This is a genomic window from Paenibacillus sp. Root52 (assembly GCF_001426865.1).
Taxonomy (GTDB): domain Bacteria; phylum Bacillota; class Bacilli; order Paenibacillales; family Paenibacillaceae; genus Paenibacillus.
This window is the reverse complement of sequence record NZ_LMFO01000001.1, coordinates 411,051-426,454: the sequence shown is the minus strand read 5'-3', so window position 1 is coordinate 426,454 and position 15,404 is coordinate 411,051. Positions and strand designations below refer to the sequence as shown.

Genomic DNA, 15,404 nt, shown 5'->3' with positions numbered 1-15,404 from the left:
GTTGTTAAATGTTAAGCTGCTGAGATATCTGATGAAAAAGAAACCGCTAATCGCATACCTACGATTAACGGTCAGGGGTTCTATACGTTCAGCTCCCACATTAATTATAGTTGAATCTCTTTCATATACGCTTTGAATTCCGCGGCGATCTCTTGGAATTTCGTATGATGGAGGTAATGAGAACCTTCCATCGGAATCATTTTGCCCTGTGCAGATTGTTTCACCTGCTCCTCATGTAGCGGAATCCACTGTGGATTGTGCTCGTTATTGGATTGCACGAAGAGTAGCACGGGCAGATTACGCGGATAGGTGAGTTTTTCGCTATTTTTGAAATTAGAACCTAGATGCTTGAGCTCGTCTATCATTGTATCGTTACTCGAGACTTTATTTGAGATCAGATTCATCTGATCCTTAGTATGTTCATCAAATGCAAGCGATTTATAGGAATCTCCACTTACTTTTTTGATTAATCTCATTATCCCTGATGTTTGAAGGAACTGCATCGATTTCAATGGTAATTTGACATCCATACCGGGTTGATTCGGTACACTGCTATCGATACCAATAAAAGCAAGAACCTCATCCGGATAATTGTTCACATAAGTAACCCCATAGAGTCCTGTGATCGAATGCCCCATCAACACATAACGGTCAATACCAAGCTGTTGCACAGCCTCGTGAATTTCACTGACGATATTCGCTGTCGTCCGCTCCTTCTTGGTTTCATCACTCAATCCATAACCAAAGGGCTCAATCGCCACCACTTTGTAACTCGGTGTTAATTCATCAATCAACAATTTGAAATCTAGCACAGGGGATGGAGTTCCTTGACCGGGCAAGAGTACAATCGTTTGTTCGCCGCTGCCTTGAATAGAAACATTCATTTTCTTCCCGTCCACTTCAACATATTGACCATAGGATTCAATTTTATTTTTCTCCATATTGGTGCTAATCACATTTACGATAAACGTAATGCCTAAGAATAGTACAAACGCTCCGACGATTCCTCCAATGATTTTCAACCATAATTTCCGTTTCTTACGTCCCTTTGTTCCAACTTTACTCTCTACCGTTTCTGCCACGTTCATCTTCTCCTGTCCTTATATCTGTCATGCCGCCATGGCAACATTATGTAAACAATGGATTCAAAAATTCATTTTGAATCGACATTCCAAGTATAAGTAAACAAGATGTCCCCTTCATGACGGGAATATGAACTGAATATGAACAAGCGAATAATGGATGAATATAAAAAAAGAGAACTGCTGTATATAAGCAATTCTCCTTATGCATTACATCGTTTCTTGTTGAGTTATGATCATCATGCTTCTTGATCTAGAATCAGCCTTCGTTATTCTTGGGTCATGAGTCTTAGTGATCGAGGAACACGAGCTGGATGAAGAACAATACTGCAAAAATGTAGAATATCGGGTGTACGTCTTTGCCTTTGCCGCGAAGCAGCTTGAGCACTGGATAGAAGATAAAACCGATACCAATACCTGTCGCAATACTATGCGTTAGCGGAGTCAATATGATAATCAGGAAGGCAGGGAATGCTTCTTCTAGATCCTTCCAATCAATTTTACTGATCACATTAATCATAAAGTACCCGACAATAATGAGCGCTGGCGATGTAATCGCCGGAATGCCGGAGATCACACTTACGATTGGCGCAAAGAACAACGTCACGGCAAGCAACACACTCACTGTAATTGCAGTCAGTCCTGTTCTTCCTCCTGCCGCTACTCCTGTGCTGGACTCAATATATGCGGATGTCGGACTTGTTCCGAGCAATGAACCCGTTGTCGTACCTACCGCATCTGCCAGTAACGCTCCGCGTGAACGTGGGAATTTGCCATCCTTGAGCAACCCTGCTTGTTCAGCCACACCAAGCATTGTACCCGTTGTATCAAACAACGTGATTAATAGGAATGTGAATATAATCGTGTACAAACCATTGGAGAAGACCCCTGCCAGATCCAGTTGGAACGCTGTCGTTCCAAGCCCTTGCGGCATAGATACGATCGATTCTGGCATTTGGAATAGTCCTAAGACCCAGGCTAGTATCGCGGTAACCACCATTCCGATGAATAGATAGCCTTTTACATTGTAAGCCATCAGAACAACCGTGATAATTAATCCGATGATTGTCAGGTACGTCATTGGCTCTGCTAAGTTCCCGATCGTAATCAGATTCGATTCTGAATCGGTAATGATGCCCGAATTTTGCAAACCGACTGTTGTAATAAACAAACCAATCCCTGCTGTAATCGCATGTTTTAAGCTCGCTGGAATAGCATCCAGCAACATGTAACGGAACGAAGTGATTGATAAAATAATGAACAAAATCCCTGCAATGAATACCGCTCCAAGTGCAACCTGCCAAGAAACGCCATATCCAGAAACAACGCTGTAGGCAAAGAATGCATTAAGACCCATTCCTGGTGCCAAGACAATCGGATAGTTAGACCAGATTCCCATAATCAGAGTCGCAACAATACTTGCGAGCACGGTAGCAATAAATACGCCGTTAAAGTCCATGCCTGTACTGCTGAGAATTCCTGGGTTTACAATCACTATGTATACCATCGTGAAAAATGTGGTAATCCCTGCAATAATTTCTGTTGAAACAGTCGTGCCTCTTTCTTTCAGTTTGAACCAGTTGTCCATGGTAAAGCCAGCCTCCAACCTTCATAGTATTAACCTAAGCCACACATCAAAAAATCCTAATCTTCGTATAGGATTGTTAACTATTCGCTCCTATATTCGTCATTAGGATTTAACAGCTAAGCTTTTCACCAAAATAATCAAACTCATCTCTGTGTTAACCCGATGTCCATTTCGAATATTAATAAATTTAGCAGGCATTGTCAATGAATTATTCGATTTGTTCACAGCATTTACGAACTATTACATATATTTTTTAATAAATTATTCGCTTTTTGGAGTCTGATTTATATCGATTAAAAATTCTGTAATGCCATCCATGTATTCCTGAACGGTGATGTTTCTTGGTGCAAACAAGCTGATCAGTAGCGCCCGAATCGTCGAGTCTGCTGTTGCAGTAGACAGCATAGAGTGCTCGGTATCTGGCAACAGTTTGACGTGCAATAGTTCCGGAGGCGAAACCTGTTCCCTGTACACCTTCTCCGTTTCGTTCACATCAACGTTAATATCATGGTCACCTAGCATAAGCAGAATCGGCGAGTTAAAATGAGCGATATCTTCTGTTGCATCTGCGGTGTAGTTCTTACTAACAAATATCCAGCGATCTCTAGACATCGCTTCTTTTGGATTAGTCATATTAACATAATCTTCGTAAGACCCGCCCGCCTTCAACAAGTCTTTGACACGGTTATCGGCATTTACCTGTTCTTCAATTTCATTCGGACTTTTGCCTTCTTTCTGCAATTGACTTCGCGTATTGTATTCGCCCTGTGCCAGCCAGTTGATCGCGGGAGAGACAAGAATGCTGAACGCGAGAGGCTCTTTGCCTGCCAATTTGGGAATAACCCACCCCGCCTGACTTGCTCCCCACACGCCCATTCGTTTCGAATCAATCATCGGCTGTTGTCTAGCCCAGGCCAGTGCTTGCTGTGCTTCCTCCACTCGGTCATCTATACTTTGATCTAACCAATTACCTTCCGAACCACCAATACCTCTCTTGTCCAACGACAGTGAAGCATATCCTAATGTAGCAAGGCGTTCCCAGAGCGGTTTGTACCCATCATCGTGGGTCGCATTAATCGGTCCATCCCCATGTATGAATAGCACTAAACCTACCTTGCCATTGGATTGCTGGGGTAAGGTGAGAACCCCGGTTAATTTTCCTTGAGGTGTGTTAATCTCGACATCCTGCTGAATCATGGCAAAGTTATTCTGCTCTATAACATAAGCTGTCGCTCCTCCAATAATAAGCAGGAAGATCAATAGCACAATTCCCCATTTCCTTTTCCACATCCCTTTACATTCCTTTCTTCTTATCACGAACTTCGCGTATCATATAATTCCATTCCTGTTGACCGAGCAACCAGCCCATGAATGTGCTGCGCTGAGTCTCTAAAGTGCGGAAGCCGAGCCTTTCATACAAATGCTTAGCTCGAATATTGCTACTAGAGACGTGTAGGCTCATGTACTCAATTCCTGGCTTGGATGCGGCTTCGCGCATAACCCATTCAAGCATCATTCTACCCACACCTGCTCCCCGTAAGTTTTCGTGTACTGCTACATCAGCAATATACATTTCTCCTTTTGTCGGGCGATGACTCAGACAAGCGATTCGTAGAGCAAACTGCAATCCTTTAAACCAACCAATCTGACGAATTCCTTTCCAAATAGGTAGCAGCTCACGTGCTAAGTGATCTCGTTGCCCATTTCCTGAATGCCTTGGGAGCAGCCAGGACAAACTGCCAATTACGGTATTTCCCTGGAGGGCAACAATACGTTCGCTTGTTCCGCTTTGTTCATCTAATGCAATAATCTGACTCAATAAAAACGGATACTGTGTGTTGTAAACTCCTGCTTTAAGCTGGAACTTCTCCCGAAATCCATCTAACAGCAGCTCACTAACGGACAGGTTCTGATCTGCGCTCATTCGTTCAATGTGTATATTGGAGGACATGTTCATCGGATCTCCTTCCGTCGTCCATGACCACTACCCTCACGATCAACATGTGCAAGTAATTCGTAATGTAAGCTCTCTTGGGTAAACAGAGACAGATAAGATTTCTCCACCAAAATTCTTGTCCCAGTTAAATGTAAGAGCCTATCATCAGCGCACTTCTGGAATGTATTGAAGTGTTGTTCCAGCTCTCCTTCACTACTGATGGTAAATTGATAAGCAAGATACTCTCCAGCCGGCAATATTACATCTCCTTCTCGACCATGCGCTTCCGTGCACAGCAATAGTCGTTGATCCCCCTCATATATGTAATGAATATCTGCTTCAAATAAATCCGGTAATGCACGACCTTGTCGAGCCAACAATCGAGCGTCAAGTTCAGTGTCAACGTGCGTTTCGAACCAAGAGGACAACACAAGCCGATCACGTTTAATAAGCTGAAATGAAGTATTATTCCGGGTAAAGAGTTCATTCTCATCTAAAATTTTCTCAATAAATCCACTTAACGCTCGTAGGCGCTCTATCTCAGCTTCGAGCGTAGAAACAGACTGTGTTAACATCCGCTTTATATCATCCGGTGTGCCTTCATCACTCCAGTCCCGGATCGCTTGTACCGATAACCCTGCCTTGCGCAACAGCAAAATATGAGCTAGCCGGTAAATCTCGTCTATACCATACATACGATATTGATTGTCATCTATATAAGCTGGAAACAATACACCTTTTTCTTCAAAATATCGAATCTGATGAACGGATACGTTCATTAGTTTGGCGAACTCGCCTATCGTAATTTCCTTCTTCATCGTCGTCCCTCCAGTCTCTCACACAGACTAAGCATATACCTTAGGTCTGACCTAAGGTCAAGGGTTGATATATACAAAAGAAGAAAAACACCTTCCAGGTGATCACCAACGTCGTTAGACGGGGATCTTTCGCTTAAAGGTGTTTCTCTTCATATTCATAATAAATAGGTAAATGAATGCAAGCATAAGTCAATTCTAGCGAACAGTGCATGTTAAAGCTTCATCTTCATGCCTTCATGCGTCGCTACAAATCCTAACCGCTCGTAAAAGCGCAATGCATCTTCCCGTTTCTTATCGGTAGTTAACTGAATCAGATGGCAATTCCGTGCTTTGGCACGTTCTACTGCCCGTAGAATCAACTTACTTCCGAGACCTTTTCCTCTTTCCGACGAGACCGTTCGAACCCCCTCGACAGTCGCTCTCCAACCTCCTTGATGGGTGATATACGGCGTAAATGTTATTTGAAGCACACCCACAATCTCTTCACCAAGACATGCAACAATCAGTTCATTATTAGGGTCGGAGTCGATAGCTTCGAACGCCTTCACGTAGCGATCAGGAAGCGGTGTTTCGTAACGTTCCCTGATCTTACCTAACTCATCATCCGCGAGCATTTGTACAATTTTACTCAAATCTCCCAATGTAGCTTCTCTAAAATCCACGATATCCCCTCCATCTCACCAAAATAATATAGACCCATTATAGCCTTTAGTTTTGTTGCCTATCAAATCACATCACAAAAAGTTGACGCCCAGATGGACACCAACTTTTCAAAACGTTTTACTTTAAAGAACTCATTATAGTATATTAAGCTTGAAAAACCATCGGAAATTGCTGAACGATTCCGGTTGTCATCATGTCTGCCATCTCTAGTGCTTGTTGTTCAATTGAATCACTGAGTGCTACATTCGTGGTGTAATCCTTCGCAAGACGTGTAGCTACTTCTTCACTTAACAATCTTAAATGTTCGTACATCATCCGCTGCCATTCCTCTTTAGACCAATATGGATTGATTCTGGCAAAAAACTGAGCAATGTCATCTGCATTTGCATACCAACGCTTCTGGGCGTCCTCCGCTGCTGAAGTATTCCCTGCTTTTAGTGCGGTAACAAGCTCTGCCGCAATGGTTAGATGCTCACTGAGCAGCTTCTCAAACTCATTAGCAATGCCTGAGCCATAGATCGGTGCTAGCACCTCTGCAAAGTCTTGTGGATTACGAAGAAGTCTTGCCGCTGTCTGGTCTACATCTCCAAGCTCATCTACGATACTGTTCACAGTTAATCTTGTCCAGAAAACATGTTGTTCCCAAAGTGTCCGCAATTTCCTGTTTAGCTCTACACTGGTTGGTGTCCAGTGCACAGAGTGCTCTTGTCGAAATACAGGATAATAATAAACGGGATAATACGTGTACATCTATCCGTCAACTCCTCTTTTTCAACAATATATAGGCAAAACACCATATTGGTGCATGATAATTGGGTAATATGTGATCTAAGGAGGGAGAACTATGGAACCGCATAAGGAAAAGCCAACTAACACAACAAAAAATTTCAGTCCAAGAGACGCTGGGTTAGTGTTTCTTTCATTTTCTTTCATTTGTGCAGCAATTATCTTTGCCCTTATCATTAATGATGTACTGACACTTCAACATTTCTTATCCATGGATTCGCCCTTGGAAATGATTGGGATTATCGTCTTTTCTACGATTGGTCTACTGTTGTTCGGCGTCATTTTGAGTTCATATATCCCCGCGAAATATATCGATGACACGAATAAAAGCTATCCGGATTCCTCAATCCCTACCCTCTTGCTATTTATGTTTGTAGGCGCATTGTTTGAGGAAATGTTATTTAGAGGAATTGTGCAAAATGTACTATACCTATTCATTGAAAGTAACTGGGTTGCAATCCTGACAACCACATTGTTGTTCATCGGCTTTCATATTCAATATTTCAAGAAACCGATCATGCTTATCAATATTACTATTCCAAGTTTAGTTTTTGGATGGATTTATACAGAAACGAACAATCTCGCCGTTCCAGTTCTTGTCCATTTCCTTATGAATGTAGGTATAACGCTGTTATTTAAATATAATATCATCCGTCTCAAACGTTAAAACGTAACTATGCCCATCGCCTGTTTCACTTTAGTAAGTGTAACATTAGCCTGAATGGATGCTTGTTCAGCGCCATTCTTCAGAATCTCATCCAATTGTACCGAATTCACAATATCCTTGAATTGATTCTGGATAGGAACTAATTTCTCGACTACCAATTCAGCCAGCTCCTTTTTGAACGTACCATAACCCTGTCCATTGAACTTTTTCACCACGTTGTCTATGGATTCGTCTGAGAATACAGAATAGATTTCAATTAAATTACTAATGGCAGGTTTGGTCTCCCAGTTGTAATAGACACTCCCCTCAGAGTCGGTAACAGCACGAGCCAATTTCTTTTGGATCATCTCAGGGGAGTCTAAGAGAAGTACATAACTGCTGAGATTTGGATTGCTTTTACTCATTTTCTTCGCTGGATTATCCAGTCCCATAATTCGACTGCCAATCTCTTGAATGATAGGCTCTGGTAGGGTGAATGTTTGCCCAAAGCGATGATTGAACCGTTCGGCTACATTTCGTGTTAGCTCCAAATGCTGCTTTTGATCTTCCCCCACGGGTACATGTGTCGCTTGGTAGAGTAGAATGTCTGCTGCCATTAAGACGGGATAGGTGAACAACGCTGAGCTGACAACATCCTTACCCTCTGATTTATCCTTGAATTGTGTCATGCGACTCAACTCTCCAAAGCTAGCTTGCGTTTCGAGCAACCACGAAAGTTCAGGGTGTGCAGCAACTTGGGATTGAAGAAATATGCATGCTTTAGCAGGGTCTACACCTGCCGCAATATAAAATGCTGCAATTTCTCGTGAGCGACGCCTTAATTCTTCTGGATCTTGATACACTGTGATCGCATGTAAGTCAGGGATAAAGAAAAAACATTCAAACTCATGCTGATACTTAACAAATTGACTTAATGCTCCACCATATCCTCCAATGTTCAGATCTCCACTTGGCTTAATGCCTGATAAAATTCTCTGTTTCATTCCCATTCCTCCTAATTCATTTGAATTCATCTAACCAAAATTATTAGACGAATGAAAAACAAAAAACACTCCATCCCTTAAAAGGGACGAAGTGTTAGACTCCGCGATACCACCCGAATTCAGCCTATGGCTGCACTCACACCTGTCAAAACGACTAACAGGGTTCCCATGGATAACGGAGGGATGCCGTCAACGCCTACTATTCGCTATGCGAAGTTCGGATTGAAGCGAATGGACCCATTCGTTGCACTTCTCGTACCGGACCTCTCACCATTCGCCGGCTCGCTTGGACGATTCAATACAACTACTCTTTCCATTCATTGCTAACTATTCTAAATTAAAATACATATTATCCGAATCTCAGTCAAAAATCAAGCATCTAAATATAGGGTAAATGACCCATCATATCACTAAACTTATATTTACATAAAACAACTCGACTGGGGAATACTACAAAAAAATTCTCCAGTTTGGAGTGAAATCGATGAAACAATCCGGATCGAAGATCAGCACATCCGAAGTAGTCATTGTCGTTATTAATTCGATCCTTGGAGCCGGAATTCTAACACTACCTCGAACGATTAGTAAAGCAGTGGAAACACCTGATGTGTGGATCTCCGTCATCGTGTCAGGTGTATTGGTTGCGCTGATTAGTATCCTACTCGTTACCTTGTGTCGCAGATTCCCTGGCAAAACGGTATTTGAATTTGTTCCTGAAATTACAGGCAAATGGATTTCATATTTTGTGGGACTTCTGATCATTATCTATTTTGTCATTCTGTGTTCATTCGAGGTCAGAGTCATGGCCGAGATTACAAGCATGTACATACTTGAGCGTACACCGAGTTGGGTTACCATCATGGTCAGCTTATGGGTTGGCATCTATATGATTAGTGGTGGTCTTAAAGTAATCATTCGCGTTTTTGAGATCGTATTACCTGTCACTCTCTTATTGTTAGCCGTGGTGTTCCTTTTAAGTAGCAGGATGTTTGAATTAAGTAATCTTAGACCTCTTCTGGGTGAGGGTCTTCTCCCTGTATTGAAAGGCATTAAACCTTCATTTCTCTCCTACTCCGGATATGAAGTGTTATTAATCATTACAGCCATGATGACGGATGTCAAAACAAGTAATAAAGCCGCGATCTATAGCATACTCACCTGCACGATCATATATCTGGTTACCATCGTCATGGTTGTAGGGAATTTATCATTGCCCGGTATTGAATCACGGACCTGGCCTACATTAGATATGGTGCGAAGCTTCGAAATTGAAGGAGTATTCTTTGAACGCTACGAATCGCTCTTTATCGTTTTTTGGCTCATGCAAATTTTTGCGACCTATGCGTTTAAGCACTATTTTGCTGCCCTAGGTATCCGAGATTTGTTTAGTCTTCAAAAAATCACAGGTATAGAATATGCATTGCTGCCTGTACTCTATCTCATTGCTTATTTGCCAAAAAATCTGGAAGAAACGTTAGCCTTGGGAGATTTTCTAGGAAATATATCCGTTTTTTTGTTCGGTTTATTGCCACTCCTATTGTTGATTATCAGCATGATTCGTAAAAAAGGCGGTAAGCACGCTTCTAACGAAGGCTCAGAATTACAATCCGCTCAGAGTCAATAAACGTCTACGTGTCTGTGGTCTTTACATTGTTGTATCGAGTGAGAGCATAATGCTCATACTACACACCGAATATATATAAGGGAGACTTGGTATGGATCTGCAAAGCGGAAAATTGTACTGGCCGACAACGGTTGTTAACCCACCCTCTTATCCTAAGCTGCAAGAAGATATATCCTGTGATGTACTCATTATCGGTGCCGGCAGTTCAGGTGCTCAGTGTGCCAACATCCTTAGTGAACAAGGCTTGAAAGTAGTCATCGTAGACAAAAGAAAAGCCGGAGAAGGTAGTACCAGCACCAATACAGCTCTGATTCAATATGCCGGTGAGAAGAGCTTTGTATCGCTCAGCAATTCCTTTGGCGAAGAAGTGGCTGCTCGTCACCTTAAGTTATGTGAGCAAGCGATTAATGACATTGAGCGAGTCAGTAGCGAGCTACCTATTCATCCGGATTTTATAAGACGTGACAGCTTGTATTATGCAAGTTACAAGGAAGATGTCTCTACTCTAACCGAAGAGTATGCTCTACTTCAAAAATACGGATTCAAGGTAGATCTGTGGGATGAACAACACATCAAGCAATCGTACCCTTTTCAAAAAGCAGGCGCTCTGTACTATTATGATGATGCTGAGATGAATCCGCTAAAATTCGTATATGGACTTCTAGAGAAAGTAAGATCTCATGGAGGCTTAATGTATGAAAACACAGAAATAACGGGAAAACGATTCGAACAGGACTACGCTGTTTTCTACACCAAGGAGCGTCATGAAATTCGGGCCAAACATGTCATCATCGCTGCCGGTTATGAAGATCGTGAGTTTAAAGTCGAGAAAAATGCTACGCTAGCGAGCTCTTACGCTGTCATTACGAAACCTATTGACGATTGGTCGAGCTGGTATAAACGAACATTAATATGGGAAACCGCCCGTCCCTATGTCTACATGCGTACCACTCCAGACAACCGAATCATTATCGGAGGTATGGACAAGGATACGGAGTACGCCACTACACGAGATTCTAAGCTCTTAGCGAGTAAAGACAAACTCATTCAGGAGTTTAACAAATTGTTCCCTGACATCCCGGCAGAACCCGAGTTTTATTTGGGAGCTTTCTACGGGGGAACCCATGACGGGTTACCTGTAATCGGCCAATATGATACCTATCCTCATTGTTATGTCATTATGGCTTACGGAGACAATGGGACGGTGTATAATGGTGTATTAGCCAAAATCATTGCGGATAAAATCGTTACTGGATCAAGCCCTGATTGGGATATCTATTTGCAAAGCAGACCACTTATCACTCACTAAACCAGATTAATTAATATAAAAGGCTCGATCGATTAACCGTAATGGTTAATGATTCGAGCCTCTTTGCTTTACTTGTTCAACGAGTTAAACCAGTTATCCAGTGCTTGAATGACTTGCTTGAGCTGCTCATCCTCGGTAATTTCAGGTGTACGGTCTCCCTTTTGCATGCCGTACGATCCAAACTGTCCGTGGTTGCCTCCATCTATACTGACAAATGTCGTATCCTTCGGAAGATTAGTTTTTGTTTTCTCCCATTCTTCCCAGTTCAATACGCCATCATTGGATCCTGTAATTTGCAGTGCAGATAAGTTGGTATCCTTCAAGCTCCCACCGTCATCAGCGTAAGATGCCAAGTAGAAAATCCCCTCAAGTTGATCAGCATGCTCCGCAGCATACCGTGAAGCAAATGCGCCACCAAGTGAATGACCACCGATTACATAAGCTTCATCTGGATGTTCAGCGATAAATGAATCTGCTTTGTTCAGTCCAAAAATGGCTAGATTCAAAGGCATCTTGGCAATGTATACCCTGTGGCCATGTTCAGCCATTGTTCTGGCTAATGGGGAGTAACTGGATGGCTCCACCAGACCTCCGGGATAAAAAACGATATTGGGCTCCACGGCCTCGGTTCCCTGGGGTTCGAAGCGGTATCCTTGCTTCACCTCGGTAACCAATACCTGTCCGTCACTTTGCATAGCTGCTTCAGCTTGTTCGGATGGGCTGTATGTAACCGATGAGAGGTATACAAACAATCCAACCACAAGGGCAACAACGACCACGCTTATCCATATCAGTATTTTTTTCCATCTGCTCATGCGTTGCGCCGTTTTCAATATAATACCACCTTTACTTGTTACGAATTTGATTACATTTAAATTATATTTACCGGTAAGTAAAATTACAAGAGGATTTTGCTAATGATCGAAATTTGTCATAAAATATTCATGTGAAGGAGCGAATGCAATGCCAGAGAAACCAGCAAAACGGTTACGGGGAAGACCCAAACAGGCCGACAATGATATATCCATACAGCAGACCATTATTTATACAGCGTCCGCACTGTTCAAAGAATACGGCTACGAAGCAGTCTCGCTTCAACAAATTGGGAAACAATGCGGGGTATCCAAACCAACTATTTATTATCATTTCGCGAGTAAACCCGAACTATTCAAGGTAGCAATGACAACGATGCTTAACAACGTTCGGAAGGTCACTTCACATTTGTTGAACGAAGTCGACCATCTGGAGCACGGTTTAGTGCGATTGGCTGAGGCGAGATTAGCGAATCCTCATGCAGAGATCGAAACGATGATGAGAGAAGCTGAGTCTTTTCTTGATGAAAAGCAAGTTCGTGAAATCCGTGAAGCTGAGCAGAAGATCCATGAATTGCTGGCTGAACATTTCAGGCTCGCTATGGATCAGCAGATCCTTCGTGAAGAAGATCCCATGTTCTTGGCAGAGACCTTCTCGACGCTAATGTTAATGGGTAATCGTGAGAACAATCCACAAAAGTATGAATCACACCTTGCCCTCGCCCAAAAGGTGGTATCCCTCTTCCTGCAGGGCGCAAAGGCAACTTGAAGGTATAAATGAATGAATGTTATACGATGTCGTACAATTGGCAGATCGATAGGATAGGATTTTACGTAAGCAGGGTCTTAAGCACAATAGCTAGCTTGTTGATCGACGGGAGCTTTCGTTCTTGGAACGGAGTTTCTCGTCGTTCCGCTTTTCATAAATGCTATAGTGTGTGGTTCTTGTGTAAATTGTAAATGCGCAGCAAAAAAGCCGCTCCGTGAGCGACTTCGAATGAATCTATGATTTCAATCTGAATATGACTATCTGTGGTTAAGCGAGTGTATAATCTTATTTTTTCAACTTTTCCGGGTTCTTCACTTTAATGGATACAACCTCACCGCAATCAAGACAGATGGTGTACACTCGTTCAGAACCAAGCGACATCTTTTGATTCACTGGGCGCAGATTAATGAAATCCATCGCTTCAACGAACGAAGTTCCTCCACAATCTTTACATGTTCTCTCCGATGCTTGCATTGAATTATTCCCCTTTCTGTCATCACTCATCCTCTAAAATAAAAACCTGCTCAATACTTGTGTCAAATACACGAGCCGTAAACGTTCAACGTAATTGATTAAACGCAAGCTCTCCTTGGCACAAATTGTAAAGCAAGCTTTACAAAGACTATAAATTAATAACGAATATATTGTCAAGTTATCCTTCATTTACATCTTACTGGAACAAGCAGCTTCGATCAAATGGTTCGGTAGCGATTTAGAATTCGGTTGGCCTCTTCTTGTATTCGTTCACACAAAGACTGCGGTTCAATCACCTCAACATCCCCTCCCCAGCCTAAGATATAGGGTACCAACTCTTCTGGATCATGGACACGATAAGTTACCAGAAGACTATCGTTCTGTTCCTCAGTAGCCTCGATATAAAAGTGACCCGTCTCTGCAATTTTGTCAGCTATTTTAACATTCGCTCTAACCATTACTTGTTGATTTCTCTTATCTTGTGGACGATAGTTACTAAGATGAAATTCCTGCGGCATAACATAATGTGATTCCAACACAACCAGGTCTGTCATTCGTGACAAGCGAAAGTGTCGAATATCCTTACGAGTGTCACAACGACCGATCAATGTCCAGTTTCCTTGAACGAGTGTCAAACCGTAAGGATCAACCTCTCGCATGCTCTTACGAGTTCCATCAGAATCAGCAATTTTTTTCAGATAGGTTATACGTATTTTTCGTCTTTCCAAAATAGCTTGGCGCACCTGACTTAAGTAGCTCTTGACCTTATTGTCGATCTGCGGTTCACCCGCATGAATCACTCTCATCGTTTCGCGTATACGAGTCGACTCCTCACGTACCCCTTCTGGCAAAACGGCTTCAATCTTTCGCTGTACTTGTTCAACCACATCACTGTATTTGTTATCAAGCCTCTGTGAGATAAAATCCGTACCCAACAGTAGTGTTACAGCCTCTTCTGCAGTCAAGGTAACTGGCGGGAGAAAATACCCATCCATCAAGGCATAACCTTGTCCGGGGGCTCCAAAAATAGGCACTCCCACTTCACTCAAAGCCTGCATATCTCGATATATCGTTCTTACACTAGTCTCGAATTGAGCAGCCAAATCCTCCGCCCTCAACATCTTATTATTGCGCTGAAGTTCGAGCGTTATTGCGAGCTGCCGTTCCGTTTTGTTCACTGTTCTTCCCCCATTAACCATGTAAGAAACATACTTTGATTCATTTAGTTACATTGCTCTTTGACACTAACATTGTTATTCGTAACAATGACATTGGAGTAACCTGACAATGATTCGGTGTAAGAACATATCATTTTATTGGTAGTCTCACCATTTGAATCAGTGATCTTTAGATAAATCCCACCTTCTCCAGACAAACTTAGGTTAGGACGAATTTTGATTATTTCTCCACTTTTTATTTCTGCACCATACACATCTTTAGATCCACTTTCAACTATCACTCCTTGAGCTCCAGTTACTAATACACCCGTCTCTACAGATGATAGATTAAAATCAGATTGGTTATCAATAGTCACCGTAAAGCTACGGAACTGATTTAAGAATGAAGAAGCATTACTTTTTACTAAGCTTAAAACTACAATAGTAATTCCAACAACCATAATCATGCAGATTGTCACCAGCAATATTAGGTTCTTGTTTGTCATTTAATCACCTCATTCGACTATTGTTCCAATATAACCCATTCTAATTCCTAAGTATAGCAGATCAGTTTTAGGCTCAATCCATGGTTCGCTTCATAAAAAAATCCCCTTATCGTAGCAAGATTAAGTCCGTCTTAACATTGACTTTTCTCTTGTCTACTAAAGGGGAAAATAATTAGAAATTGATTATTTAAAATAGTGCTGACTCTATTTCAACCATAATCATGCCATGT

16 protein-coding genes and 1 other annotated feature are annotated in these 15,404 nt (G+C 42.1%); of the genes, 4 read left to right on the top strand and 12 right to left on the bottom strand.

Features of this window, described 5'->3' with window-relative positions:
• Positions 1 to 104 precede the first annotated feature (104 nt).
• From ASD24_RS01905 to ASD24_RS01875, 7 genes are all read right to left on the bottom strand, one after another.
• Positions 105 to 1,088, bottom strand: a complete 984-nt coding sequence (locus ASD24_RS01905; protein ID WP_056690671.1) for an alpha/beta hydrolase — start codon at positions 1,086 to 1,088, stop codon at positions 105 to 107.
• Positions 1,089 to 1,371: 283 nt separating this feature from the next.
• Complete coding sequence (locus tag ASD24_RS01900) at positions 1,372 to 2,670, bottom strand: NCS2 family permease (protein WP_056690668.1); 1,299 nt, start codon at positions 2,668 to 2,670, stop codon at positions 1,372 to 1,374.
• A gap of 261 nt (positions 2,671 to 2,931) precedes the next feature.
• On the bottom strand, positions 2,932 to 3,960 hold the full coding sequence (locus ASD24_RS01895; RefSeq protein ID WP_056690663.1) for an alpha/beta hydrolase family protein: 1,029 nt from the start codon (positions 3,958 to 3,960) through the stop codon (positions 2,932 to 2,934).
• 4 nt (positions 3,961 to 3,964) lie between these two features.
• Entirely contained in the window at positions 3,965 to 4,621 is a 657-nt protein-coding gene (locus ASD24_RS01890) for a GNAT family N-acetyltransferase (protein ID WP_056690660.1), read from the bottom strand.
• 2 nt (positions 4,622 to 4,623) lie between these two features.
• A complete protein-coding gene (locus ASD24_RS01885) occupies positions 4,624 to 5,424 on the bottom strand; it encodes a MerR family transcriptional regulator (protein WP_056690655.1) in 801 nt (266 codons plus the stop codon).
• Between the two features lie 212 nt (positions 5,425 to 5,636).
• Positions 5,637 to 6,038 (bottom strand): GNAT family N-acetyltransferase, encoded by a 402-nt coding sequence (locus ASD24_RS01880; protein ID WP_056692490.1) that lies wholly within the window; start codon positions 6,036 to 6,038, stop codon positions 5,637 to 5,639.
• A 193-nt stretch (positions 6,039 to 6,231) separates the two neighbouring features.
• Positions 6,232 to 6,837, bottom strand: coding sequence for an acetylglutamate kinase (locus ASD24_RS01875; RefSeq protein WP_156395293.1), 606 nt, complete (start codon positions 6,835 to 6,837; stop codon positions 6,232 to 6,234).
• Positions 6,838 to 6,931: 94 nt separating this feature from the next.
• Here ASD24_RS01875 and ASD24_RS01870 point away from each other — a divergent pair, with 94 nt between their 5' ends.
• Positions 6,932 to 7,540: a CPBP family intramembrane glutamic endopeptidase gene (locus tag ASD24_RS01870; RefSeq protein WP_056690651.1), complete on the top strand. Its 609-nt coding sequence runs from the start codon at positions 6,932 to 6,934 to the stop codon at positions 7,538 to 7,540.
• On the opposite strand, the gene trpS is transcribed toward ASD24_RS01870, so the two are convergent.
• Positions 7,537 to 8,523 (bottom strand): tryptophan--tRNA ligase, encoded by a 987-nt coding sequence (trpS, locus tag ASD24_RS01865; protein ID WP_056690648.1) that lies wholly within the window; start codon positions 8,521 to 8,523, stop codon positions 7,537 to 7,539. The two genes, ASD24_RS01870 and trpS, sit on opposite strands and share 4 nt — an antisense overlap.
• A gap of 79 nt (positions 8,524 to 8,602) precedes the next feature.
• Positions 8,603 to 8,853 (bottom strand) — a binding site (T-box leader).
• Positions 8,854 to 9,007: 154 nt separating this feature from the next.
• Between trpS and ASD24_RS01860 the strand changes: the two genes are divergently transcribed.
• Together ASD24_RS01860 and ASD24_RS01855 are read left to right on the top strand one after the other, a co-directional pair.
• The gene (locus ASD24_RS01860) at positions 9,008 to 10,147 is read left to right on the top strand and encodes a GerAB/ArcD/ProY family transporter (RefSeq protein ID WP_056690645.1); all 1,140 of its coding nucleotides are present in this window, start codon (positions 9,008 to 9,010) and stop codon (positions 10,145 to 10,147) included.
• A gap of 91 nt (positions 10,148 to 10,238) precedes the next feature.
• On the top strand, positions 10,239 to 11,456 hold the full coding sequence (locus tag ASD24_RS01855) for an NAD(P)/FAD-dependent oxidoreductase (protein ID WP_056690638.1): 1,218 nt from the start codon (positions 10,239 to 10,241) through the stop codon (positions 11,454 to 11,456).
• A gap of 68 nt (positions 11,457 to 11,524) precedes the next feature.
• Here the strand turns inward: ASD24_RS01855 and ASD24_RS01850 are convergent, their stop codons facing one another.
• A complete protein-coding gene (locus tag ASD24_RS01850) occupies positions 11,525 to 12,271 on the bottom strand; it encodes an alpha/beta hydrolase (protein ID WP_056692483.1) in 747 nt (248 codons plus the stop codon).
• Between the two features lie 148 nt (positions 12,272 to 12,419).
• Between ASD24_RS01850 and ASD24_RS01845 the strand changes: the two genes are divergently transcribed.
• Complete coding sequence (locus ASD24_RS01845; RefSeq protein ID WP_056690635.1) at positions 12,420 to 13,037, top strand: TetR/AcrR family transcriptional regulator; 618 nt, start codon at positions 12,420 to 12,422, stop codon at positions 13,035 to 13,037.
• Between the two features lie 285 nt (positions 13,038 to 13,322).
• Here ASD24_RS01845 and ASD24_RS01840 read toward each other — a convergent pair whose 3' ends face one another.
• The 3 genes from ASD24_RS01840 to ASD24_RS01830 all read right to left on the bottom strand — a co-directional run bounded on the left by ASD24_RS01840 (position 13,323) and on the right by ASD24_RS01830 (position 15,174).
• Positions 13,323 to 13,511, bottom strand: coding sequence for a hypothetical protein (locus tag ASD24_RS01840; RefSeq protein ID WP_056690632.1), 189 nt, complete (start codon positions 13,509 to 13,511; stop codon positions 13,323 to 13,325).
• Between the two features lie 218 nt (positions 13,512 to 13,729).
• On the bottom strand, positions 13,730 to 14,689 hold the full coding sequence (locus ASD24_RS01835; protein WP_056690629.1) for a helix-turn-helix transcriptional regulator: 960 nt from the start codon (positions 14,687 to 14,689) through the stop codon (positions 13,730 to 13,732).
• A 44-nt stretch (positions 14,690 to 14,733) separates the two neighbouring features.
• Positions 14,734 to 15,174 (bottom strand): hypothetical protein, encoded by a 441-nt coding sequence (locus ASD24_RS01830; protein ID WP_056690626.1) that lies wholly within the window; start codon positions 15,172 to 15,174, stop codon positions 14,734 to 14,736.
• Positions 15,175 to 15,404 lie beyond the last annotated feature (230 nt).